General features: G+C 57.9%; 15 protein-coding genes. 7 read left to right on the top strand and 8 right to left on the bottom strand.

The features are described from left to right. Positions 1 to 169 precede the first annotated feature (169 nt). The 3 genes from HKK55_RS19560 to HKK55_RS19550 all read right to left on the bottom strand — a co-directional run bounded on the left by HKK55_RS19560 (position 170) and on the right by HKK55_RS19550 (position 9,290). On the bottom strand, positions 170 to 5,296 hold the full coding sequence (locus tag HKK55_RS19560) for a DUF6543 domain-containing protein (RefSeq protein ID WP_169356176.1): 5,127 nt from the start codon (positions 5,294 to 5,296) through the stop codon (positions 170 to 172). Positions 5,297 to 5,433: 137 nt separating this feature from the next. Continuing rightward, positions 5,434 to 8,535, bottom strand: a complete 3,102-nt coding sequence (locus HKK55_RS19555; protein WP_169356175.1) for a transglycosylase domain-containing protein — start codon at positions 8,533 to 8,535, stop codon at positions 5,434 to 5,436. Between the two features lie 296 nt (positions 8,536 to 8,831). Further along, positions 8,832 to 9,290 carry a transposase gene (locus tag HKK55_RS19550; protein WP_169356174.1) on the bottom strand — a complete coding sequence of 153 codons (459 nt, stop codon included), beginning with the start codon at positions 9,288 to 9,290 and terminating at the stop codon, positions 8,832 to 8,834. A gap of 683 nt (positions 9,291 to 9,973) precedes the next feature. Here HKK55_RS19550 and HKK55_RS19545 point away from each other — a divergent pair. Beyond that, complete coding sequence (locus HKK55_RS19545; protein ID WP_169356173.1) at positions 9,974 to 11,395, top strand: amino acid permease; 1,422 nt, start codon at positions 9,974 to 9,976, stop codon at positions 11,393 to 11,395. 68 nt (positions 11,396 to 11,463) lie between these two features. On the opposite strand, the gene HKK55_RS19540 is transcribed toward HKK55_RS19545, so the two are convergent. From HKK55_RS19540 to HKK55_RS19525, 4 genes are all read right to left on the bottom strand, one after another. Beyond that, complete coding sequence (locus HKK55_RS19540) at positions 11,464 to 12,588, bottom strand: OpgC family protein (protein ID WP_169356172.1); 1,125 nt, start codon at positions 12,586 to 12,588, stop codon at positions 11,464 to 11,466. Between the two features lie 143 nt (positions 12,589 to 12,731). Then, positions 12,732 to 13,028: a cupin domain-containing protein gene (locus HKK55_RS19535; protein WP_169356171.1), complete on the bottom strand. Its 297-nt coding sequence runs from the start codon at positions 13,026 to 13,028 to the stop codon at positions 12,732 to 12,734. 58 nt (positions 13,029 to 13,086) lie between these two features. Further along, positions 13,087 to 13,371: a putative quinol monooxygenase gene (locus tag HKK55_RS19530; RefSeq protein WP_169356170.1), complete on the bottom strand. Its 285-nt coding sequence runs from the start codon at positions 13,369 to 13,371 to the stop codon at positions 13,087 to 13,089. A gap of 46 nt (positions 13,372 to 13,417) precedes the next feature. Beyond that, complete coding sequence (locus tag HKK55_RS19525; protein ID WP_169356169.1) at positions 13,418 to 15,037, bottom strand: FMN-binding glutamate synthase family protein; 1,620 nt, start codon at positions 15,035 to 15,037, stop codon at positions 13,418 to 13,420. 334 nt (positions 15,038 to 15,371) lie between these two features. On the opposite strand from HKK55_RS19525, the gene HKK55_RS19520 reads away from it, so the two are divergent. The 3 genes from HKK55_RS19520 (at position 15,372) to HKK55_RS19510 (ending at position 18,039) form a co-directional block, all read left to right on the top strand. After that, entirely contained in the window at positions 15,372 to 16,130 is a 759-nt protein-coding gene (locus HKK55_RS19520) for a hypothetical protein (RefSeq protein WP_237151272.1), read from the top strand. 109 nt (positions 16,131 to 16,239) lie between these two features. Then, on the top strand, positions 16,240 to 16,512 hold the full coding sequence (locus HKK55_RS19515) for a type B 50S ribosomal protein L31 (protein ID WP_169356168.1): 273 nt from the start codon (positions 16,240 to 16,242) through the stop codon (positions 16,510 to 16,512). Positions 16,513 to 16,692: 180 nt separating this feature from the next. Then, positions 16,693 to 18,039, top strand: a complete 1,347-nt coding sequence (locus HKK55_RS19510; RefSeq protein WP_169356167.1) for an HD domain-containing phosphohydrolase — start codon at positions 16,693 to 16,695, stop codon at positions 18,037 to 18,039. Between the two features lie 91 nt (positions 18,040 to 18,130). Here the strand turns inward: HKK55_RS19510 and HKK55_RS19505 are convergent, their stop codons facing one another. Then, positions 18,131 to 22,321, bottom strand: a complete 4,191-nt coding sequence (locus HKK55_RS19505; RefSeq protein WP_169356166.1) for a hypothetical protein — start codon at positions 22,319 to 22,321, stop codon at positions 18,131 to 18,133. Positions 22,322 to 22,554: 233 nt separating this feature from the next. On the opposite strand from HKK55_RS19505, the gene HKK55_RS19500 reads away from it, so the two are divergent. The 3 genes from HKK55_RS19500 to HKK55_RS19490 are packed head-to-tail and all read left to right on the top strand — an operon-like array spanning position 22,555 to position 24,133. Then, positions 22,555 to 22,965, top strand: coding sequence for an NUDIX domain-containing protein (locus tag HKK55_RS19500; protein ID WP_169356165.1), 411 nt, complete (start codon positions 22,555 to 22,557; stop codon positions 22,963 to 22,965). Between the two features lie 26 nt (positions 22,966 to 22,991). Then, positions 22,992 to 23,630, top strand: coding sequence for a LysE family translocator (locus tag HKK55_RS19495; RefSeq protein WP_169356164.1), 639 nt, complete (start codon positions 22,992 to 22,994; stop codon positions 23,628 to 23,630). Further along, positions 23,627 to 24,133, top strand: coding sequence for a GNAT family N-acetyltransferase (locus HKK55_RS19490; RefSeq protein WP_169356163.1), 507 nt, complete (start codon positions 23,627 to 23,629; stop codon positions 24,131 to 24,133). Before HKK55_RS19495 ends, HKK55_RS19490 begins: the two co-directional genes overlap by 4 nt. Positions 24,134 to 24,179 lie beyond the last annotated feature (46 nt).

The following is a 24,179-nucleotide window of genomic DNA, read 5'->3' as shown; positions in this document are numbered from 1 at the left end:
TTTTAATCACTAGCGTATCCTTTGAGGTTGAGAACAAAAGTTCAAAATGTTGGGGGTTATTCAAGGTTTAAGTGTGCCTGTTCTTCAATATTCAAATGCAAAATATAGATAACTAATACCGTTGTTTTTTATCGCAGGCGAGCGCTGGATACGCGCTCGCCTTGGCGCTTTACTCGTCAATCCGTTTCAGCGACTGTCGGGTCATTTCACGCAGCCATTCCTTGCGCCGCTCGCCCAGATCATTCAGCAGTTGGCTGTAGAGCTCATCGGACATCAGCTCGTCAGGCACTACCCGGTCCTCGACCTGCAATTGCTCGACCAGCGTTTTCAGATGTTCACGTTTTTCAGCTTTCTGTGCGTCGGTCAGGTCCGGCGATTGGACCAACGCCTGCTGTTCGCTGTGCAGTTGATCGAGGAGCGAGAACTGGTCGTCGATGCTGCTTTCGTTTGCCTCATAGTCGCTCGCGTAGTGTTCCTGGAGAAAGCTTTCCCAGTAGGGTTCGAGTAGCATCTGATCCACCAGGCCGTCACCTTCGCTCAATTGCAGTACCGCCGTGTGCGCTTGGGTGATGGAGGCTTCAGGAACCTGGGCTGTTTCGCGATACACCATATGTTCGCTGATCCAGGGTAAACCGAGCCTGCGGGCCAGGCGCGTCTGATAGGCCAGGTGAACTTCCACTTCATCGACGGTACCGGGCTCGCCATCAACCATGTCTGAGTTCAGGCGCAGGCCAAGACCGCCCTCGGCAACGGGCTTGAGGCGGTTGGCGATGTCTGCGCGGGCAACGTGGTTCAGCAGCTTGAGGTGGGCAGCGCCCTTGGCCAGTTTGACCGTTCGCTCCTCACGCTCGGCGGGCGTTCGGCTGAAGAGCCTGGCCTGGCTGACTTCAACTTCGATGCCCATGCTGTTGAAGATTTGCATGCCGGCGTCGGGGCACAACCCCGGGAAACTGGACATGCGGAACAATGTTTGGCGCAAGTCACCGTCTGCGTCCATGGCCAACAGCATGCTGCGCACTTGTGATCTGAGCAGTGTGCTGTTTTGCGCATAGAGCGCTTCGTCGATCGGGTCTTCAAAAACCTCCGCTGGCTCCAGGGCCTTGAGCACTTCGAAAAAACCCTGGGAGCCGTCTTCATGCTCCAGGTCCATCCAGAGTTCGTGATAGAGATAGCGGTTTTCATCGCCCAGCCCTTCAAGCCAGAAATCGCTTCTGCCTTGGGGTTCATACGTTCGATAGGGGTCGAGCCCAACGGCGGTTCTATAACCTTCAAAGAGGTTCAAGGCCTCGATGCTCAGAGGGGCGCGGTCCAGGCGGGTCAGGGCGATAGTGATGGCTGACTCCGAGTTTCTGGCGACATCGGGCACCGTGGTAATAGGGTTGCGTTGCAACTCCAGCACAAATTCGTCGTTGCGCGGTTGCGCAAAAAGGCCGGTGGGCCATTCGCGGATACCGGTATTGGCCAGAAGCAGTGTGTTCAGGTTCGGCATCAGGCTGATATCGGGCGCCGTACCCAATGGGTTGTTGGCGAGGTTGAGCAGGGTCAGACGCGTCAGGTTGCGCAGGCGTTCGACGGCGGGAGCGTCCAGAACAATTCGGTTTCCACTCAGGCTCAGTTGCTTGAGCAAGCGCATGTGGGCAATAGCGGGCGGAAGGGTTTCCAAATGGTTGGCCGACAGGTCAAGCACCTTAAGATGGGGAAAATACTTCAGGAAATTGGCACGTTCGGAAGTGATTTCACTGTCGTTCATAAACAAGCGAGTGACTTGTCGCATTTCGGTGGGGAGCGTGGGTAATTTGTCCGGCCATTGCATTCTAGACAGGTCCAGTCTGGCACCGCGATTAGGCGTTGATTCGTCATGCAATCGTGTATAGCCCTCGCGCCAAGCGTCAAACAGGAGAGTGGCAAAATCCGCCCTTTGTTTTCGAACTTCGGCCGCCAATGGACTGTCATCGCGCCACTGGGTTTTGGACCGGACATAGGTGTCCAGCGTGTTTTCAAACGCTGCGCTTTCGGTTTCCAGGCGCTCCAGTACCTTGAGCCCATCGGGGCTTTCCGCCTTTTGGGCAAAGCTCCTCACGCTTTGTTCGGACATTGCAGGTAGCCACTTTTTAATGCGTTGCTGCAAGGTTGGGGGGGATATCTCGTCCGCCGGCGCGCCACGTAAGGTACTGACGAAACCTCCACCCAGAAGGATGAGGGTTTCGGGTTCGGCCTGCGCTCGGATCGGCGGTTCAGCCAATACCAGGCGTCGTTGCGCAGGGACTTTGGTTTTGTCGACAAGCCATGCACGTAACCTTTCGCCATCAGTGAAGCGCTCGTCGTTGGTCAAGGCCTGGAAGACTGCCGTGTAGAAGTCCGTGGTCCCGTGTACCAATTTCCCTTGGGCGTTAAAGACCCGGTATTGCGCGTTTCTGTTGCGAACCAGAACCCGAACGTTCGGGGCGTCTTGCGCGCCGACCTGAATCCGTATGTCGCCTGTGGGCGTTCGTTCGCGAACTTCGATGCGCAGCTTCGACAGTGCATCCGTGTGAATTCTCAGGGTGTTGAGGGCGAGGCTTTCGGCCTGTGCCGAGAGGTTTTTACCTTGATAGAGCTGTTCGAAGACGCGGGTGCTTTCGGCTTCGAAATGCAGTTCACGGGCCTGGTTCTTGACGTCCAGCGGCAGGCGGTTGTCCTCGCTCATTACGTTCAGGTCACGGGCCCGGATATGCCTGACCAGGCGTTGGGCGATGCTCAGGGGCAGCTCGGGGTACTGGGTGCGCAGTAACTGGACATGGGGATCGCTGGAGCTTTCCTGCTCCATGTACAGGTGCCGGGTGATCGAATCGGTTTGCTGTACGACATGTTCGGCAAGCCGCTCGCGCAGTGCCTTTTGCTGCTCTGAAGCGGGCAAGGTTTCGCCCAGCAGGCCGCTGACCTGTCGTTGACTGAGGAACGTCACGATTTTTTCCGGCAACTGACCAGACATGACTTCAGCGGTACTAACGGCCAGCGCGTCGTTGCCTTGGGCCGTTGAACTGCCATAACGCCGGAAATCACCGGTCAGGTCCGAGCGCTGATAGACAAGCAGTGCTTTGTCCTGTGGCCAGCCAGCAAGCTCAGTGACCGTTTGCTCAAACCAGAACGACGAAGGATCGAGCGGCATTGCCGTGCGAATTTTTTCGACATCGTCTTTGATCCGCTTCTCATTGTTGAAGCGTTTCAACGTGTCGGCCAGCAAGGCTGGGGTCGGCTCGTTCCTGACGTACATCTGGCGCAATGCGCCGTAATCCACAGCACTGATGACGCGCGTTTGTTCAAGCTCACCAGCGCTCAGCCCCTCTGCCAGAGGCCCCAGGCGGCGCATCAAGCGCGTGTTGCTCCAGGCTCGTGGTTCCTCGCCTTCAAGCACGCAGGCGCCGCTACCGTTAAGGGTCACCTGGGGACGATAGGCGTCGGAACGCCTGGGGTGAGCGAGGTGAAAGGTCTCGCTGGCGGGGTCTTGCCTGACCTCATAGTGACGGTTGTCCACCCGTAGAATCTGCTTGCCTTGATGCGGGTGCAGGCCGTTCTCTTCAGGGACGATTGTCGGCGGCAGGCGCAGGGACCTTTGCTGATAAGGCGTTAGGTCGGGGTGCCATAGGCGAGTGTCGCCCGTGGGCGTCTGTACGGGCTTGAGCCCGTCGACAAAGGGCGACAGCTTCAACCTGGCGACTTCTGTAATCTTCCCGCCGGCATGGAACAGGCCGAGTTGAATGAGGTTTTCTGCCACCGCCAGGGTTTGCTCCCATCCTTCAAGTTGGCGGCCCTCGGCCCAGTCGACGATACCTTCGAAGACGTCGTTGAGTACCTGGTAGGCGGTATACGCCATCATCAACTCACCGAGAAAGGGCACGAACGGGGTCACGACCAGCAGGGCCGCGTTGAAAATGTCCGTGAGCATGTTTTCCAGGTTATCCCACCAGTTCCAGCGAGCCATGCGGTCAGCGTAGGCCGTGGAAATAGCGATTTCCTGAGCATCATTGACGATCTTGTTCAGTTTGACCCGGTACAGGTAGTGCCAGAGGTCATCGTAGGTCGGATCTTTGGCGCGGTGGGCGGTGTCATCCCGTACCGCCTCGATGTGAAACTGCAGGTTGGGTGCCTGCTCCGGTGTTTCTCGCCAGCTCGGACGGCTATCGCCACGCTCCCTGGGAAGCCAGCGCAGGGGGGAGAGCACGCTGTTGAGTTGGTTAAAAAAACGGCCACGTTCCTGGTGGGCAATGAACTGGCTGAAGAATTGTTGATAGCTGGGACGTGATGATTCAGGCACAGGGTTTTTGTCACGTAACTGGCTGGTCAGCTCTTTGACGAAGTCCAGTGACGAAGCGTATTCCTTGAGCGGATGCTCGGGGTCCTCGGGAATATAGGCCAGCATCCTCATGGTCTCGGGGCCAACCTGTGTAGGCGCGATAACCAGGACGCCGATCAGGCGTGTTTCCAGCAGGTCCAGTGTGTAGAAATCCATCGGTTGGCCGTTCAGTTCCAGTCGGGAGTCTCCACGCAGCAGGGCTTGAACGAGCTCATAGGCATCCTGGGTGATGTCTTTTTTCGCCAGCCCCAGATGGGCGGCGCTGTTCAACGCTGCCTTCAGGTTGCTGATGATGTCGAGGTGCAGCGGGGCGGCGATTGCCGCGTCATCGAACCCCAGTGTGGCGCGTATTTTTTGTTGATAGCGTGCGCCGATATCGAGGTTCCGACACAGGGTCTTGAAATCCTCGGTGGTGAGCGCCTGGCCGGTTTCCTTGTGCTGGAATGTCAACAGTTGGCGTTGTCCGCGAATGTCCTCGTCGGACAGGAACGTAAACTCGGCGAAGTTTTCCTCTGTCGAGAAATTGTGCAGCGCCGCGTCGAGCAGGGTGGTGATTCTGCTGGTGACACCGTGCAGCACGTTCTTTGCCCACCACGCCAATTTGGCAGGTGCGTAGACGCGGATCCAGGTGTGGAGTATGTCGATGTCGCCGTAGTCTTTCAGGGCATCTTTGAGCAGCGGTTCGGCAAATGCCTTGATGTCGCTTAGGGCCGCGAGCTTTTTGTCCAGCGCGTTCTGGGTTGTCCAATGGTTGCCCAGGGCTTGTTTGAGTGAATTGTGTTGCGCCGATGGCAAGGCGTTGGCGTGGATCAGGGCGATGTCAGGCGTGAGATTTTTCAGTGAGGTTATTCGTTGCGACCCTGTATCGGTCAGCCATCGAGGTAGTTGTTGCTGGATGAAATCGTAATGAACCGGTTTTTTTTCGGCGGCCGAAATGGCTCGGTCCATGAGCGTGACTGACATGAGTTGGATGACCTTTTATTAAGACTTGGAGCATCCGATTATCTGCCAGGTACGCGGGTTTAAAAGGTTGAAATGTTGCTAGGAACAGCGCGCGTCCGATGCACTATTCAGGACTGAAAAACAGCTATATAACGCCCTTATTGGCGGGCGGTCGGTTGCAGGCACAAACTTTGGGCACCGGGTTGCAGATAGGGGGTCAGAATCGCAGACATGCCCTTGAGGACTTGGACGGGCAAGGCCGAGGTGAACTTGAAACCTTGGGCCGAGGCGCCGGGTACAAAGGCGGTGAGGGTGCCGAAATGATGTTCGCCAATATAGAAAACAAAGGTGGCCGTGCGGTTGATTGACTTGGAGCTGAGAATTCGCCCACCGGCACCGATGGCTTCAATGCGGTTATCCCCGGTGCCGGTCTTGCCGCCCATGGCGAGTGGCGTACCATCGGCCAGTTTGAAACTGCCTGAGACCCGTTTGGCGGTGCCGGCGTCCACCACCTGCGAGAGCGCTGTGCGCAAGGCGCTGGCGACTTCGCTGGGCATCACGCGCTTGCCACGGTTCGGGTCGTTGATCAGACGGGTTTCGTAGGGAGTACCGGCGGCAAAGTACAGGCTGTCGATACGCAGGGTTGGCTGGCGTATGCCGTCATTGAGGATGGTGCCCACCAGTTCGGCAAGGGCGGCGGGCTTGTCGCCCGAACTGCCAATGGCGGTGGCCAGCGACGGCACCAGGTGGTCAAACGGGTAGCCGACCGCCTGCCAGCGTTGATGAATGTCGAGGAACGCTTCGATCTCCAGCATGGTGCGAATCCGACTGTCTCGGGCACTTTTGTGCCGGCTCTTGAACAGCCAGCCATAGACTTCCTGGCGCTCATGCTCGCTGGCGGCGACGGCCTGGGTGAAGGTGGCCTCGGGGTTGTTCAGCAAGTAGCCGAGCAGCCACAAATCCAGGGGATGGACCTTGGCGATGTAGCCTTGGTCCGGCAGGTCGTAGGCACCGGGGCCATAATTTTGATAGAGCTTTTCCAGGCGCTCATCGGTGAGTTTTTCTGGCGCCTTGGTGCTGGTCAAGTGGGCACGGACAAAGCTGTTGAAGCTCTGTTGGCTGGCCTGGGGCAGCAGGTAACGATGCACGGCGGCCAGGCGGATAGCGGTGGGGTGCATGCCGTCGAGGAAGGTGTCGAGTCGGGCCTGGGTGTCCTTGTTGCGGTATTTTTTCCAGAAGCGCAGCAGAAAGGTCGTGCCCTCGCGGTCGGCGAATTGGGCCAGGTATTCCTGGCGGCGCGGATCGTTGTCGTCCTTGAGCAGCTCGGCACTGTTGTTGGCGCCATGATAGGTGCTGTAACGCACCAGGTCGCGCATCAGGCGAATGAACGGCAGGTTGATCGATTCGCGCAGGGCGTCCCGCAACGTCGGGCTGCGGCCGTTATCTTCGTTGCGAAAGTTATGGAAGTGATGCAGGCCGCCGCCGGTGAAAAAGCTTTCGCCGGGGCTGGCGGAGTACTGCCGGTTGAGGGCCGCGTCGAGCATTTTCGGCAGGCTTTGGTCGCTGTTTTGCGCCAGGTAATCCACAGCCCAGCGGGACAGGCGATCCTGCTCATCAATGTTGACTTTCTTCAGCGCGGCGGGTGTTTGGCCGGCGTAGCGGTCATGGAGTTCGCTGATGATTTGCAGGTAGGTGGTCAGCACACGCAGCTTGGCAGTGGAGCCCAATTCCAGCTTGCTGCCTTCGTTGATGTCGAAGGGTTGATCGGTGTTGTCGGTCTGTACCCGTACTCGGGCGCCATCGGGTGTCATCTCGTAGAGGTTGAAGCTGTAACGTACCTGAGCGGTGCTGGCCGGGGTCAGCAGGCGTGGGCCGAGCAGCCCGAGCTGGCCGGCGAAAGCTGGGTCTGCCAAGTGCTTGAGGTACTCAGTGGCCTGAGTTTGCAGGTCATTTTGCAGGGTGCTGGTGGCGGACAGGTCGAGGCGGTCCAGGTCGTACAGAGGTCGCTTGAGCAATGTGGCCAGACGGCTGCGCGCGACGCTGATGCCTTTGCTGGTTTCGATGGGTTGCAGGGTCGGTTGTCGTTGCCAGTCGCGGTAACTGACTTTACTGGCGAGGGCGGCGCTGGCCAGTGCGGGGTCGATCACCGCGTTTTGTGCGAGCAGGCGGATGTGGCTGTCGGTCAGTTGTGCCAGTTCATCATGACCCTTGGACAAATAGTGAGAGGGTCGGCGCTGGGCGATCATCAGAGACAACACCTCACGCAGGGCCAGGCCCTTCTGCGCCAGGTTTTTTGCATCGGTGCTGGCCAGAATGGCGTTGGTCTGCTTGAAGTCAGCGCCGTACCAGACCCGCAAGCCTTCGGCCATGCCATGCACTTCACCATGCCCGGGCACTGCCGACAGCGGCACGCTGTTGAGGTAGTCACGCACGATGTTCTGCCGGGCCTTCAATGTGTCGGGGCCGCCCTGGTAGGTGCGCACGCTGGCGGAAATCATCTGGCGAATCTTTTCGCCACCGGACAGGGTCAAGCCGTCGGGTGAGTGGCGGTATTTTTCCAACTGGGTGGCCAGGGTACTGCCGCCTGCGGTCTGGCCCGGCAAGTGCAACAGCTTGGCCACCTGGGACCAGGCGGCCTTGGCAAACCGTGGCCAGTCTACTGCCGGGTTGGCGCGGGGTTGGGCGGGGTCCAGCAGGTCGCGGTTTTCGATAAACAGCAGGCTGTTGATCACCACGGGTGGGATGGACGCGAAGGTCGGGTAGAACTGCTGGGGGTAGCTGAATTGGTACAGCGATGTGGCGCGGCAATCGGTGATCGACAGGCCCGCCTGGATTTTCTCGGCATAGGGCACGAACAGGCCGTGGCGGGTGTAGTCCATCAGCGCATCGGAGAAGCGCGTTTGTGACTGGATCAGGTAGTCGCGTTTGAGCAGGCGCGGCAGGAAATCACCGAGTGCGCTGTAGCCCAGGCGCTGATCGAAAGGGCCTGCGCCGGGGTAGACGATGGCGTCGCTGGGGCCGGGTTGCAGGTCATAGGTCAAAGTGGCCGCCACACGGCTGAACTCCCGGGCTTGCCACTGAGAAGTGCGCATTTCCCTGGACGCTGCATAACCCAGGGCGATCAGGCCCATCACCAGCAACAGCCAGAACATACGCCAGATAAAACGGCGTTTTCGGGGCTTTTGTGGCAATGGCGGTTCATCCGCGCTGTCGGTTGGCACCGTAGCCTTGGTCGAATCGGTTTGCCATAAAGCGCCCATAGTCGATTGATCCATTCACGCAGATTGATCGGACTTGTCTGAAGCTTAGACGGTGGTGAGCGTGTAGGAAAAATTTGTGTAGCAGGACAGTGTTTATGACAAGCAGGCTCTTGTGGCGAGCGGGTTTGTTGTGGCGAGCGGGCTTGCCCGCGTTGGGTGGCGCAGCCGCCCCAGTAGGCCCCCCGAGTTCTAGCAGACAAACCACGGTCGCCAGGTTTGGGACTGCTGCGCAGTCCAACGCGGGCAAGCCCGCTCGCCACAATAGGCTCGCGGGTCAACTGGGGTGGATGTCTGACTCAAAGCCAGGCGGCGTCCCAAAGGGGATAGTCGCCAATATTTTCCACCAGTCCGGCGCGCAGGGGGTTGGCGATGATGTAGCGGGCAATCTTGCGCAGGTCTTCCTCTGCACGCACTGCCCTATCGTGATAGCCCCGTTGCCAGAAAGCACCTGAGCTGCCGCAAGCACGGTTGATGGACAGAGTGCTCCGGGACTTGGTTCGCCCCATTACTTGCGCCAGCTCCGTTTCCCGTAGTTCAAATAGCCAATGAAAGTGATCTGGCATTACGACCCAGGCGAGTGAGTTGACCAAGCCAAAGTCGTGGGCTCGCTTTAGTTCGGCCACCAATAATCGTCCCAGATGAAAGTCACGAAACAAGGGGCGTCTGGCATGAACCACAGCAGTAATCAAATAAGCGTGACCCGACTCTGAATAGCGGCCACGGCGTAATAGGTGAGAGTTGGGTTGGCGAGGCAATCCTTTGCTCCTTAATGGATGTAGTGACTTATTGACGCTAGTACTGAGTGCTGGGAGGCGATCCTGAAATCAGTGTGCAGATGTCTCTGCGACCGTCTGATCCCTGTGGCGAGCAGGCTTATTGTGGCCAGAGGGCTTGTTGTGGCGAGCGGGCTTGCCCGCGTTGGGCGGCGCAGCCGCCCCAAGTAGGACCCCCGAGTTCTAGCAGACAAACCACGGTCGCCAGGTTTGGGACTGCTGCGCAGTCCAACGCGGGCAAGCCCGCTCGCCACAACAAGTGAGCGGGTCACAACAAGCCCGCTGGCCACAATCCAGCCACTTGCCACAATAGGTGCGTTCTAGAGCCTCTTCCCCAGGTAAATCCACCAAAGGTAGGGGCATGACGGTGCACCCTCCCTGTGCAATACTCGCCGCCGCTAATTAAAGGCAATTCCTACATTGCCCAGGTGATGCCCCTCCGCAAAAGGCGCTTTTACCGAGACTTCTCGCTGAATCTTGCTGTTTATAGAGTGAAAAGCCCTGCTCATGGCTTTTTATACTGCACCCCCGCTGAGCTGGCCCGGTTTGTACGGCCAGGCAGGTTTACCCAAAAGGCAGGCCTGGCAGGAGGGCGTCGTGGCGACCCGCTGTGACGTCGAACACTCGGTGGTTCATATCCAATAACAAAATGAGGTTGTACCCCTATGCCCGCTGGCAACCACCTGCCCCACGGCGAGACCGCTTCGGGCGGTCCGCTTAAACGCGAACTTGGCGAACGGCATATTCGCCTGATGGCGCTCGGCGCCTGTATCGGTGTCGGCCTGTTCCTGGGTTCGGCCAAGGCCATCGAGATGGCCGGCCCGGCAATCATGCTGTCGTACATCATTGGCGGCCTGGCGATCCTGGTGATCATGCGCGCCCTCGGCGAGATGGCGGTGCACAACCCCGTCGCCGGCTCGTTCAGCCGTTACGCCCAAGACTACCTAGGCCCATTGGCCGGCTTTCTCACCGGCTGGAACTACTGGTTCCTGTGGCTGGTAACCTGCGTCGCAGAAATCACCGCCGTCGCCGTGTACATGGGCGTCTGGTTCCCCGATGTGCCACGCTGGATCTGGGCCCTGGCCGCCCTGATCAGCATGGGCACCATCAACCTGATCGCGGTGAAAGCCTTCGGTGAGTTCGAGTTCTGGTTCGCCTTGATCAAGATCGTCACCATCATTGCGATGGTCATCGGCGGCGTCGGCATCATTGCGTTCGGCTTTGGCAACGACGGCGTGGCGCTGGGGATTTCCAATCTGTGGGCCCACGGCGGCTTCCTGCCCAACGGTGTGCAGGGCGTATTGATGTCGCTGCAAATGGTGATGTTTGCCTACCTGGGCGTGGAGATGATCGGCCTGACCGCTGGTGAAGCGAAGAACCCGCAGAAGACCATTCCCAACGCCATCGGCTCGGTGTTCTGGCGCATTCTGCTGTTCTACGTGGGCGCGTTGTTCGTGATCCTGTCGATCTACCCGTGGAATGAAATCGGCACCCAAGGCAGCCCGTTTGTGATGACTTTCGAGCGTCTGGGCATCAAGACCGCTGCCGGCATCATCAACTTCGTGGTGATCACTGCCGCGCTGTCGTCCTGCAACGGCGGGATCTTCAGCACCGGGCGCATGCTCTACAGCCTGGCGCAGAACGGCCAGGCCCCGGCGACCTTCGCCAGCACCTCCAGCAATGGTGTACCGCGCCGTGCGTTGCTGCTGTCGATTTTCGCCTTGCTGCTGGGCGTACTGCTCAACTACCTGGTACCGGACAAGGTCTTTGTCTGGGTGACCTCGATCGCCACGTTTGGCGCGATCTGGACCTGGGTCATGATCCTGCTGGCCCAACTCAAGTTCCGTAAAAGCTTGAGCCCCGCCGAACAGAAAGCCCTGAAATACCGCATGTGGCTGTACCCGGTCAGCTCGTACCTGGCCTTGGCGTTCCTGGTGCTGGTGGTGGGCCTGATGGCGTACTTCCCGGATACCCGTGTTGCGTTGTATGTCGGGCCTGTGTTCCTGCTGTTCCTGACAGTGCTGTTCTACGTGTTCAAGTTGCAGCCGACCAATGCCTCCCCAGGCTCGGTGCGTTCAACGTCCTGATACGTACACGGTCAACAAAAAAAGCCCCGGTCAATTGATCGGGGCTTTTGTTTTTGCGATGTCGAAGGTCAGGCCGTGGCGACCTGCGCCGGTTGGGTCAGGCGCTTGTTCAAGTCCAGCCACGCGCCGAGCAAGGCCATCAATCCGGCGCCTACCAGCGCGGTGAAGATCTGCATGGCGAAGGCATCATCGGTCATGGCGTTGACCATGTCCGCCAACGGCGCCAACAACACCCCCAGGCAGAACACTTCGAGGGAGTAGCGACCCATGCGGCAGGTTTGTTGTGCCAGCCAGTTTTGCGTCCAGCCACGGCCTGGCAACAATTTGGCGGTGACGTAGGCCAAGGCCAGGAAGTGCAGCAGACGCACCGGCGACAGGTCGGTCTTGCTGATGGGGTACAACAGGTCGCTCAGGGCGGAGGGCATCACTGCATCGTGGATCTCGGGCCAGCGCCAGGAAACGGTGATGATGCCGGCAGCCACCACGTAGCAGGCGGCTGCGATGAACAATGGCTGGCGTGAAAGCGGTCGGCGTTGCGCCGGCCGGGGTTGCTGGCTGTGCAACGCCGCCGCGCCGCCCAGTACAAACAGCAACTGCCAGGTGACGGGGTTGAAGTACCACACACCGTCGGCAATCGCCGACAGGTTCCAGCCCAGCTTCGGCGCCAGCAGGTACACCGCCAGTGACACGGCAACGACTGCCCAGGTCTTGCGTACCAGCAACGGCAGCACCAGCGGCAGGCCCGCCAGTAGCACGATGTACAGCGGCAACGGGTCCATCAGGTTCGGTTTGAAGCGCAACAGCAACTCATCCGTCAGCGCTTGCTGAGGGTTACTGATGAAGTGCGTCAGGCCCATTTCCTGGACCAGGTCGCGGGTTTCCACATGACTGTTGGCAAAGAACACAATGCCCATCAGCATCGCCAGCAGGAAGATATGCACCACGTACAGTACCCAGGCACGACGCAGGATCTTCACGCAGGTAATCCAATACCCTTCGCGCTGCAGGATCTTGCCGTAGGCCAACACCGCCGCGAAGCCCGCGAGAAACACGAAGACTTCCGCCGCATCGCTGAAACCGATGTTGCGCAGGGTGATTTGGCCCAGAGGGTTGTGGGGCACGTGATCCCAGAAGATGAAGATCAGCGCCAGACCGCGAAAAAAATCGATGCGTGGGTCGCGTCCGTTAAACATGGCTGCGGGCTCTTGAACAGTGGGTTTAGTAATGACAAGTGGACGTCGGCATTGGTCGGACCGTACGTCGGGCGGGCGCAGGTTGGCGGTATTTGTAAGCAATTGCAAAGCGTGGGTATTACTGAATGTCTCATCCTGTCTGGCTAGACATCGATGATCACCAATGTACCGTGGCTGCCGGCGAGTACACCGTGGGCGATGCCGGCTTCTACTAGGTACATCTGGCCGGCACTCACGTTGACTTCCTCTTCGCCAATGGACAAACGCAGGTGACCGTTAATGACCAGTAGCCCTTCGTTATAGTCGTGGGTTTCTTCTTCGTAGGCCTGCTCGTTCATACGCAGGACCTTGATTCGCGCGGGACCGACCTGGCCGACGCATGTTGATTTCCAGCTGTCGGGCAGATGCTCGGCGAGCGAGGCGAAGTCGAGTAACGGCATGGTGAATCTCCTTGGTTCAAAAATGCCGTCGGTGGTCCGGTTCAGCAGGGAGTGATGGCTAGAACGCATCCATCAGCAATACCCGGCACGGCTTGGCCTGATGCGCGTTGATCTGCGGCACCAACCGGGTGAAGTGCTCGGTTTGGCAATGCGTGTCCAGCGCGGCCTGGTCGGGCCATTGCTCGATGAAGATGAAGTGCCCCGGGTCTTTCTGGTCAACGAACAAATCGTAGGCGATGCACAGCGGTTCCTGGCGGGTTTTTTCTACCAGTTCTGCATACCACGGCCGCACGGTGTCCAGGTGTTCGGGTTTGATGAAGTCTTCGGCGATCACTTTCAACATGCGGTCAATCCTTTGAGCGGCGCCGTGCCCGGCGCCGCAATGGTGCTTAAGCGGCCGCTTCTTCATGCGGCTCAAAACTGTCGGCACGCGCCATCTGCCACATCCGCGAGTAGAACTCGCCGTTCACTTCGCCGGTGAGCAATTCACCGGGCTTGAGGAACACATGCAACTGCGAGAACAACTTGATCTCGGTCGCCGACATGCGCCGTACCAAGTGCTTGGCCGACAACTGTGATGGATGATCGAGACCCGCAGCCGCGAGCATTTCCGCCAGAGCCTTGAGGGTGTTGCGGTGGAAGTTGAACACCCGCTGGGCTTTGTCCGGTACCACCAGCGCACGCTGACGCAATGGGTCTTGGGTGGCGACGCCGGTCGGGCATTTGTTGGTGTGGCAGCTTTGTGACTGAATGCAGCCGATGGCAAACATGAAGCCCCGGGCCGCGTTGGCCCAGTCGGCGCCGATGGCCAGCACGCTGGCGATGTCGAAGGCGCTGACGATCTTGCCGCTGGCGCCGAGCTTGATCTTGTCCCGCAGGTTCAGGCCCACCAGGGTGTTGTGGACGAACAGAAGGCCTTCGCGCAGGGGCACGCCGATGTGGTCAGTGAACTCCACGGGCGCGGCGCCGGTACCGCCTTCCTTGCCGTCGACCACAATAAAGTCCGGCAGGATCCCGGTTTCCAGCATGGCCTTGGCGATGCCCATGAATTCCCATGGGTGGCCCAGGCAGAACTTGAAGCCGACGGGTTTGCCGCCAGACAGTTCACGCAACTGGGCGATGAACTGCATCATTTCGATAGGCGTGGAAAACGCGCTGTGGCGCGATGGCGAGATACAGTCTTCGCCCATCATGATGCCGCGCGTCTCGGCGATTTCCTTGGTCACCTTGTGTTTGGGCAGGATCCCGCCGTGGCCGGGCTTGGCGCCCTGGCTCATCTTGATTTCGATCATTCGCACTTGCGGGTTCTGCGCCTGCACGGCGAAACGTTCCGGGTCGAAGCGGCCGTCACTGGTGCGGCAGCCGAAGTAGCCGCTGCCCAGTTCCCAGGTCAGGTCGCCGCCGTTTTCCCGGTGATAGGGGCTGATGCTGCCTTCGCCGGTGTCATGGGCGAAGTTGCCGAGCTTGGCACCTTGGTTCAGGGCGCGGATGGCGTTGGCGCTCAGGGAGCCGAAGCTCATGGCCGAGATGTTGAACACCGAGGCCGAATACGGTTGTGTGCACTGCGGGCCGCCGACCATCACGCGAAAGGCGCTGGGGTCGCTCAATGGCGCAGGGCGCATGGAGTGGCCGATGAATTCGAAACCGGACTGGTACACGTCGATCAAGGTGCCAAACGGTTTGTCGGCGCTTTCATTCTTGGCCCGGGAGTAGACCAACGAGCGCTGGGCGCGTGAGAAGGGTAGGGCGTCGCTGTCCGATTCCAGCAGGTACTGGCGGATCTCCGGACGGATGCCTTCCACCAGGTAACGGATATTACCCAGGATCGGATAGTTGCGGCGCACCGCGTGGGGGCTTTGCATCAGGTCGAAAATGCCGATCAGGCTGAGGATGCCGGTGACTATCGTGATAGGCCACAGCCAGTCATGTTCGACAAAGGGGAGGCTGGCAAGGGTGAAAATAACGCACACGGCAAAGAAGGCGTAACGGCTTAGCAAAGACAGGCTCATACGGTTTCCTTGGGTTCGGACTCATCAGGTCGGTCACGCATTCTGCGCCAGTACTGAAACCGTGGACAAGGATTGAGCGCTCTGCGGCGCACCAAGGCCGATCGAGGAACTGTTCAGCTCAGCGACGCCACTTATGGCCAAGCCTTTGTGGGGCTGATACACAAGGCAAGGATGCAACGGTCAACAGGAAGTCTCGATTAATACGTCTGTGAGTAAGTCGTGTATGACGCTATCTACTGCTGTTTCTTCTACAGGGCCAGTGCCGCAAAGCTCTTCCGGGGTTATTGAGACGCCTGCCGTACCGCCAGAACAAGTCGTGAGGGCCCTTCAATTGATGAAGGGTATCGATAAGCCGGAACAGGACGTCAGGCTCAAGCCGGATTTCGCCACGGGGCGTCCACCTGGGGACAAACGCAGTGCCGAGCAGATTATTAATGACAATCCCATCCTCAAGAATCTTGGTCATCAAAAAGACATCAATCGTGAGCAGGCGTATAGCCGATTAGGTGATTGGAGCGCGGAAAACAAAGACCCGGACGCCAGGGCCGATGCTGCGTTCAACGCCGCCAAGGTGCTCAACTACATTGATACATCGTTATCGGCTTCAGGTCAGCAGCGTGGCACGGCGCATAACAATGGGGATCTTGAAGGGATTACCAGCAGTGGTGACGCCCGACACGGTACTCCTGCCGGTATGTGGAAAGACTTCACAGAGCAAGGTTATACCGCCTTGAGGGACGACCACCGGCTGGACGCTACAAAAGACCCTTATGTAAGGCCCAACGGTACCAACAAGGGCAACCTGCAGGGACTCGCCAGCCAGGCGGGTCAGTCGCTGTGGTTCGTCCCCGGATTGAGCAACATATTGCAAGGGGTTGGAAACGCTGAGGGAGGTCTTGGAGGCGTTAAATCGGGCGTGGAGGCCGGCATTGAAAAGACCCGGGCGGACGGTTTTGACAAGGCCATGGCCGGCGCAGCCAGTGGTGATGTCAAGGCAATGGTCAAGGGGTATGCAGAAACGATGATCAAGAACGAAGCCACACCGGAGTCTGTCAAAGAGGCATTGAAGCAGGTGAGCGAATGGTTGAGTTAATGCAACCAGCACCGATGGTTCTATTCTTATTGCAATCGGTTCTCGTTTGGGTGTGATATTTGTGTTACTGTATAACAAATTGAAATCACCCAGACGCCCCGGAGGCCTTATGAAATCTGGTATCCATCCCGACTACCATACCGTGCTGTTCCACGACACCGCCGCCGATGTGTTCTTCCTGATCGGTTCTACTGTCGACAGTGACCGTACCCACAAACACAGTGATGGCAACACTTACCCTTACGTCGCTCTCGACGTGTCCAGCGCTTCGCACCCGGTGTACACCGGACAGCAACGCAAGACCCAGTCCGAAGGCCGGATTGCCGGGTTCAACAAGCGTTTTGCCTCGTTTGGTTCGAGCCCGAAAAACGTCGAGGCGTGATCAGCAAGCGCTTCACCTCAGGGCCGCTTCATTCAGTGAGGCGGCTTTTTTATGCTCGGTTGACGGACCAGTGTCATAAGGCCATCATTTTGACGAAAGCTGACTAAACTACTGGGTAATTGCCAGGAGGCTGTTACCTTGACCGTAGGAAGCGCATACCGACGCGATCCGAGGTGCCCCATGGGAGAGTCCCTTCCCTTTTCAGATGCCAACCGTCCGGTGTTGTTGTTGATCGATGCGCATCAGGACGTTCTTGACCGCCTGACACAGTTGCTGAGCCTGGAACCCTTCGAGTTGTACAGCGCCACCCGCGCAGGCGAAGCCCTGGACATTCTGGCTCGCCATCCCGTCGATCTGGTGATGAGCGCTGCGCGCCTGCCGGATATGGATGGCGCCTCATTGCTGGCGCAGATCCATCATGATTATCCCCACACCGTGCGCATCCTGTTGACCGGTGAGACCGACCTGACCCTGATCATCAAGGCGATCAACGAAGGGCAGATCTACCGTTACCTCAGCAAACCCTGGAAGGACGAAGAGTTGCTGCTGGCGCTGCGCCAATCCCTGGCCCACCAACATTCAGAGCGTGAGCGTCTGCGACTGGAACAACTGATTCGCCAACAGAATGACGAGCTCAAGCATCTGAACGCCTCCCTGGAAAAGCACGTAGCGTCACGTACCAGTGAGTTGCAGCAAACCGCCGATATGCTCGACCTGGCCTATGAAGAACTCAAACACAGCTATGCAACGGGCACTGAAGTGTTCTCGCTGCTGGCCAACCTGCGCCTGCCCCGCAGCAAGCAAACCAACCGGCAGACCATCGAACTGGTACGCACCTGGTGCAACACCCATGGTCTGGATGAAGCCAGCAACCGCGACCTGACCATGGCCGCCGCGCTCTACAACATCGGCAAGCTCAGCTGGAGCGACAGCATGATGATCGCTCCGGCCGATATGCTGCACGGCACCGACCGCGAGCGCTATCGGGCGTATCCGGCCCAGAGCGAGTCGCTGCTGATGACCCTGGAGCCGATGAAAGATGCAGCCCGGCTGATCCGTCATCATCAGGAACGTTGGGACGGAACGGGTTTCCCCGATCACCTCAAGGGCGAGGCGATTCCATTCGGCTCGCGATTGCTGAAACTGGCGGTGGATTTCATAGAACTGCAACACGGGTTGATTCTGGAGCGGCAGATGAACAGCGATGAGGCGCTGCTGTACATCCGCAAATACGCCGGGCGCCTCTACGATCCGGACATGGTGGAAGATTTCATCCAGGCCTGCGCTGCGTTCCTCAGCGATGTGACCTTGGGTGATCCGAGCGTCAAGGTGCTCAGCACTCGCGAACTGGCCGAAGGCATGGTGTTGGCCCGCAACCTCAACGCCGACAACGGTATGTTGCTGCTCAACGCCGGCAAGGTGCTGAACCTGCCGTTGGTGGATAAGCTGATTGCCTTTGAGGCGATGGAAGGGGCCAAGTACAGCGTGTTTATCAAAGAGCCCGATGAGGCGCCGCTTCTCGCCTAGCTGCCTGCAACGGTCGGGCCCCGGCGAGGCGGCGTTCGCTTTCCTGTGCCGTGCAGGGGCACCTGAAGATAAAGCTCCAACGTGTTACCTCCTATATTCCCCAGGCTATTTGCTTGTTACCGTGATAATCAATGATCCCCCTGAGTATGAAGATATCTTTCTCATCCTCTTTTCCGGTTTTCTCAAAAGCTACTCGCCATCGACCACGTCCAGTACCAACTTCTACTTGCGGTAAATCAACATAGGTGTATTTGCCTATTTTTTTTCGGGTAACACGACCTGCTTGAATATCCTGAATAATTTCCTCAATTTTGGCTCTGGCATTATCGGGTAGTAGCGGGATTTGGGTTTCTGCCAGCTCATCCAGTTTCACGATGTTAATTGCTGGATCTCGCATGGCTGGTGGTCTTTGGGGAACAGAAGTGCTGGGTGTAAGTGGTGGTTTATCAACTCTGTGGGTTTGAGCTCGGGGTGTGGGGAACTCTAAAGGTGTTGAGAATTGGGGGATGTTTTTTTCAAACTCAGCGACGGCTACGCTGTCGACCATTTTTACGCCAGGGTCGACGCTTGTTTGTTTGCCATGGGACAGTGCGATATAAGGCACGCCGGATTTTTTCAGATCCCCCGAAAAGGAATCTACGCCGAGTTTTCGTAGCTTTTCTATGAATTTTTCTGTTTTAAACGTTTTTAATGCTTCTTGTATTATGGGCGACGATACAAGCAGTTCCAGTGCCTCTTGCGGTGTGATTTTGTTATCGGCTGCTATATTGCTAAGGATTTGTCGTCGTCCCTTTTCGTTTAGAAAGTCATTAAGGCTGTCGGTCGCCCAAGTTGAAAGTTTGTATTTTTGATCAAATTTGTTCAGGTTGCTCAACTGCTTGGGCGTAATGGCATAACCTACAAAGTGTGCTCCTGTTTCGGGGTCTAGAACCCTAATGGATGATCTGATGTGTTTTGAAAAGTCATCATTTTTCCCAATGATTCTTTTTATTTTTCTATAAAGTTGTTCCTTGTTTGAGGGGGAGAGTGGTGGGGTCAGGAAGCTAGTTGATCTGTTGATGTGGCTGAAAATGTCCGTGTCAGATCGTAGAGTCAGCAGCGCATCACGTAATTTGGTTTTAGCGCTTTGGCTTAAACTCCGTTGTCTCGATACCATGCGACGAAATTCAGTTTCATCTACATCGGTACCCAACCGTTGTCGAGCGTTATCAAGTAGTTGTTTTTTTTGAGGATCACTTAATTCTTTGAGGATTTCTACGAAGTGTGGCATTTCCGTTTCTGTTGAATAAATGCGAAGCGCCGAGATCAGATCATTATCCACTTGCTGTGCCGCCGTGAGAGGGCGCAGGGTACTCCAGATTAACCCTCCGCCTGTTACTGTCCTCTCGAAACGCGGCTTCCAGCTTTTTGCGTCTCCCGGCACGACGATAAAGTCCACTTTGCTCCCAGCGGGGTCTTTTATACACCGCGCGCCGTCCTTCATATAGGACGAGTATAGGTAATAGCGCCCCGCTTCATCCCTCATCGCGACAAATTGGTTATTTCGGTTGTCGATAAAGTAAGGTGCGCTTCCCGTACTGCGCGACCACTTGTAAGTGTTCGTCTGTGCAAACATCTCCACGTCAAAGAGCGGGTCGATCTGTTTAGGTAACCGATACTCTGTGACATTGACCCAGGCCGGCTCCAGCGGCCGGATCGATGCTTTTCCGATCTCAATGCTGGCTTTTCGGCCTCCGCTGACTTTGTTGACAAGCCCGGGGATACGGTGCCCCAGCTTTAGAGCTTTGTGCAGCGCGCCCATGATTCCCCTGCGCAAAAACGACAGTGCTGCCTTGGCCGGCACTAGATCTATCAGAAAATCGGTGACCTCAGCGGCGAACATAAAAGCATTTACCGTCGATTCTCGTGAAATTTCCTCGTTACTTCGGGAGCGGTAATCCGCGTGCGCGAGTTGAAAGCCAAGTTGCGCCGCATACAGGTACGCCTGAAAATTACCGGTTATCGGCTTCAAGGCATAACGGTGCACACCGCGTGTATCGCTGAAGATCCGAGCAAGCTCCTGTACATCGTTTGTCGCCATCCGTTGAGTCAAATAGGCTCGCCATTCGGGCTTTGCCTTCAGCGTGTCCACTTGCGTCAGCCCATCGACCAGCTCTCTGAATGCCACGCCATCTGGTGCATCCGGCGTATACAGGACGCTGACTCCGCCGGTGCCGGTGCCTTTTCGCTGAATGACCGCGACGCCATTGATGACCTGTCCTCCCTGACCCCCTTCCAGCGCGCTGCCTATCATCAACAGGTTGCCCTCAATATCGAATCCGCTGACCTGGGGGCGGCTTGCCGAATCGGGGTGCTCCGTTATCGCCTTTATCCAGTCAAATCCGCTGCCGGGCGTCTTGAAAGTAAACAGGCTGTAGGCTGCAGGATTCAGCCGGCTCTCAAGAGCATCCTTGTTCATTTTCGCTGCATTGGCGCGTTGCCAGGCGGTGGCAAAGATGTTTCCCGCGCCGCTCGGCGAGAAGGCTGACCTGAGATACTCGTCATATTTTTCGGCAATATTGGCCTGCTGGGCGAGAACGCGTAAATCCGCATTGCCGAGCGTGCCTCTCTTTTCTCCCGAGATGTCGATAATGTCGGCGGTAGCGGTGATTGTTCTGTGTACCTCATGGGCGGACCAAGGGTCGACGTTACGCCGGGCGTAACTTCCCAGGGTCCGCAAATCCACGACGTCCTTGGTCTTCCAGGAGCCTCGTTTCAATGATGGGTTCTTCAGAAACTGCGGGATGTCTATCTTTGGGTCCTCGCAGATATAGACGGTTGCGGTTTCCTCGTCGCGATACCCCTTCACATCGAATGTGTTAGTGGCGATCAAGCGCAGATGCACCAGGCTGTCATAGGGGGCAATATCCACATCGGCATACGCCGGTTTCTGTATTTTCAGTACGTTGTGGGTTTCGTTTTCTGAAAACGATTTCAGTGTCGAGATCTTCTCAAGCACAGGGATGAGCACCTCGTTGCTGTCAATCATCGCCTTTTCCAGTTGCCTGTACCGAACTTGATCTACTGGGCTGGCAGCTATCAGCCAGTCGGGTTCGTGCGGCTCCACCAAGCGTAGGTTGCGAGCCGCCAGGGCCGCGCAGGCATCCAGTTGCGGCGTCAGATCAGCAGCCAGATCGAGTTCGCCTGTTACCGGCAATGTCTCCCCACGCAGGGCCTCGCGGATACGGAAGTGTTGCCGGATCCGCAGTGAGCGGACACTGTCTGCAATCACATCGGCTTCTATTTTGGGTGGTCGCGTTGCCAACACGGGCAGGCGGGACAATTGAGTACGAGCCGCTGCAGGCAGGCTACCGGCCAGCAGCTTGCCTGCTGATCCGTTGTCACGTACGCGTGCCGCTACTGTTTCATTCAAGCGACTGAGATTTTCATATTCCTCAAATCCCTCGCCTGGGCTGTACAGCATCACGTTGCCCGCTGGCGGCGTTCCATCTCTGGCACTCAGGATAAATGCGCCAGCGAATTCACTGCCGTCCTCCAATGTCAGCCGATATACCCCAGGCCTGTTGCCGGCGGCGAACGCCTTTTCCCGTGCTGTTGCGTCCGGATATTTCAGTAGGTTATCTGCCAGCGTCCGTCCGTCGGCCGACAGCGTGCCGTCGACCGTGCGCAATGCCAACTGATGGGCGAGGACCTGTCGGCGCAGGGCAAGCAACTGCTCTTCAGTGTTGGGTTGTTCGTCCTCGCGAGCCCCCCAGAATTCATTCAGGCTCATCGTGAAGGCTATTTCCAGCGCGCTGGCGATTGTCGCCGGCGAACCGATTGCTGAGATGCTTTTGTCCGCCTCCAGTGTGTTGCGTTCCCGGTAGAAGGCGCCGGTCTCTGTCAGGTATGCGCCCCCACCAGGAGCCCGTACCTTGTTCAATAGCGACCCCAGAAGTTCGCAAGACAGGAGTTGTCGTTGCCCCTCGCGGTCCTCGCGGTAACGACTGTAAAAGATGCTATTTGGGTTGATGGGCCTGGGTAAATCGGGAAATGTTGCGGCCAATTTCTGCTGATATACAGCCTCCAGGCTCGGCTGTTCGTGCATCAGATCGTCGGTTCGGGCATTAAGATTGCCGAGCTCGCGAATAAGGTGCGCTTGCTGTTCGTCGATCGATAGCTGCGCAGGCGCTACCACCGGCAGCGTCACGGGCTGCAAGGGATGGGCTGCCACAGTGGCGACCTGGATCTGTTCAGGGGCGTCACCCTGTTGGTCTTGGGAGGGGAGCAATGAAATGTGCATGTTGGAACCCGTATAAATGAGGCGCAACGCACTCAGGATGCGGCGCGCCCGATTGACTATGTGTTCTGAGTCTATGGCTGGCAGTAATGGGTGTTGCGGTGCATGTATGGCGGATAAAAAAACGACGCGGGTGGCGTATCCACGCTGGCGCTTCGTACAGCTCAGGGCGATTCGGTTGCCTGCCGTTGACGCGCATGTGATCCTTGCCGCCTTTACTCAGAGGCGTTTACTTCATGTCCGGAACTATCCACATCGCCGCCGCCCTGTTGATCGGCAGCGATGGCCAAACCCTGCTGGTCCGCAAGCGCGGTACCCAGGCCTTTATGCAGCCGGGCGGCAAGATCGATGCAGGCGAGCAGCCAGCCGAGGCCTTGGTCCGGGAGCTGCACGAAGAGTTAGGGCTGCGCATCGATCCGGCGGCGGCCATCTACCTCGGCCAATTCTCGGCGCCCGCCGCCAACGAGCCGGGCTTCGTCGTGGAGGCCGAGCTGTTCCAGGTCAATATCGACGTGCCAGTGACGCCCGCTGCCGAGATTGAAGAGGTGCGCTGGATCGATCCGGCCGGTGACGGCGACTTGGTGCTGGCGCCGTTGACACGGGACCTGATTCTGCCGTTTTATCGCTCATCTCTGGCCACTGCCTGACCCCCACAGGCTCAAAGGATTGAACCGTGATTGCGACCCAAGACCTGCTGATTTTCGCTGCAGCTTCCCTGCTGTTGGTGCTCACACCCGGGCCGAACATGATCTACCTGATCTCCCGCTCGATCTGCCAGGGCCGCAAGGCCGGGGTCATATCGCTGCTGGGCGTGGTGGCGGGATTCTTCGTCCACCTGTTCGCCGCCGCCGCTGGTTTGACGGCGGTGTTTCTTGCGGTGCCGATGGCTTATGAAGCAATGAAATGGGCCGGCGCCCTGTACCTGTTGTGGTTGGCCTGGCAAGCCGTCAAACCGGGGGGGCGCTCGCCGTTCGAGGCCCAGCAACTGCCGCCGGACTCTTCGCGCAAGCTGGTGCTGATGGGCTTTCTCACCAGTGCCCTGAACCCGAAAATTGCCGTGTTCTACCTCTCGGTGTTCCCGCAGTTCATCACCCCGGAGCACGGTTCGGTGTTTACCCAGAGCCTGATGCTCGGCATGACCCAGATCAGCGTGAGCTTCATGGTGAACCTGCTGATCTCGCTCTTCGCCGCTACCATTGCCGGCTGGTTTATCAACAACCCGAGCTGGCTGGCGGTGCAGCGCTATTTCATGGGGTTTGTGCTGGCAGCCTTGGCCGTTCGGCTGATGCTTGAGCAGCGGCGCAGCGCATGAATATCCGAGGTTTGGCCGCCGGCGATGCCCCAGCCTATCGGGCGTTGATGCTCCAGGCTTATGGCACTTATCCACAGGCGTTTACTTCCAGCGTTACCGAGCGTGCAGCGATGCCCTTGAGCTGGTGGGAGAAGCGCTTGGAGAGTCCGCTGGATCGGGTGATTGGCGGGTTTGAAGGGGCGGAATTGGCGGGCATTGTTGGCCTGGCGTTCGAGCCTCGGGAAAAGGCTCGGCACAAGGTGACGCTATTCGGGATGTACGTCGCCGAGGCGTTTCAACAGCGCGGGTTGGGCCGGCGGCTGGTTGAAGCGGCGCTTGTTGAGGCGCACAAGCATCCTGACGTGAAGTTGGTTCAGTTGACCGTCACCGCCGGCAATGAGGCAGCGTTTGCCCTTTATCAGCGGTGCGGTTTTATTCAGTACGGGCTGGAGCCGTTGGCGGTGCGGGTGGGAGTCGACTACTTCGACAAGATTCACATGTGGCGTGAGTTGCAAGTCGACTGATTATTCAGCGGCGAAGCAGATTTGTGTGGGAGCTGTCGTTATGCCC

The organism is Pseudomonas sp. ADAK18 (genome assembly GCF_012935695.1).
GTDB lineage: Bacteria > Pseudomonadota > Gammaproteobacteria > Pseudomonadales > Pseudomonadaceae > Aquipseudomonas.
Note: the sequence above shows the minus strand (reverse complement) of the source record. Positions and strands in the feature narration are given on the sequence as shown.

Excerpts from the sequence above, each read along its gene's own strand:
- HKK55_RS19510 (WP_169356167.1), top strand. The coding sequence starts at position 16,693 with ATGGGAGAGTCCCTTCCCTTTTCAGATGCCAACCGTCCGGTGTTGTTG.
- HKK55_RS19505 (WP_169356166.1), bottom strand. The coding sequence starts at position 22,321 with ATGCACATTTCATTGCTCCCCTCCCAAGACCAACAGGGTGACGCCCCT.
- HKK55_RS19525 (WP_169356169.1), bottom strand. The coding sequence starts at position 15,037 with ATGAGCCTGTCTTTGCTAAGCCGTTACGCCTTCTTTGCCGTGTGCGTT.
- HKK55_RS19520 (WP_237151272.1), top strand. The coding sequence starts at position 15,372 with ATGAAGGGTATCGATAAGCCGGAACAGGACGTCAGGCTCAAGCCGGAT.
- HKK55_RS19530 (WP_169356170.1), bottom strand. The coding sequence starts at position 13,371 with ATGTTGAAAGTGATCGCCGAAGACTTCATCAAACCCGAACACCTGGAC.
- HKK55_RS19500 (WP_169356165.1), top strand. The coding sequence starts at position 22,555 with ATGTCCGGAACTATCCACATCGCCGCCGCCCTGTTGATCGGCAGCGAT.
- HKK55_RS19545 (WP_169356173.1), top strand. The coding sequence starts at position 9,974 with ATGCCCGCTGGCAACCACCTGCCCCACGGCGAGACCGCTTCGGGCGGT.
- HKK55_RS19490 (WP_169356163.1), top strand. The coding sequence starts at position 23,627 with ATGAATATCCGAGGTTTGGCCGCCGGCGATGCCCCAGCCTATCGGGCG.
- HKK55_RS19515 (WP_169356168.1), top strand. The coding sequence starts at position 16,240 with ATGAAATCTGGTATCCATCCCGACTACCATACCGTGCTGTTCCACGAC.
- HKK55_RS19555 (WP_169356175.1), bottom strand. The coding sequence starts at position 8,535 with ATGGGCGCTTTATGGCAAACCGATTCGACCAAGGCTACGGTGCCAACC.
- HKK55_RS19540 (WP_169356172.1), bottom strand. The coding sequence starts at position 12,588 with ATGTTTAACGGACGCGACCCACGCATCGATTTTTTTCGCGGTCTGGCG.
- HKK55_RS19560 (WP_169356176.1), bottom strand. The coding sequence starts at position 5,296 with ATGTCAGTCACGCTCATGGACCGAGCCATTTCGGCCGCCGAAAAAAAA.
- HKK55_RS19535 (WP_169356171.1), bottom strand. The coding sequence starts at position 13,028 with ATGCCGTTACTCGACTTCGCCTCGCTCGCCGAGCATCTGCCCGACAGC.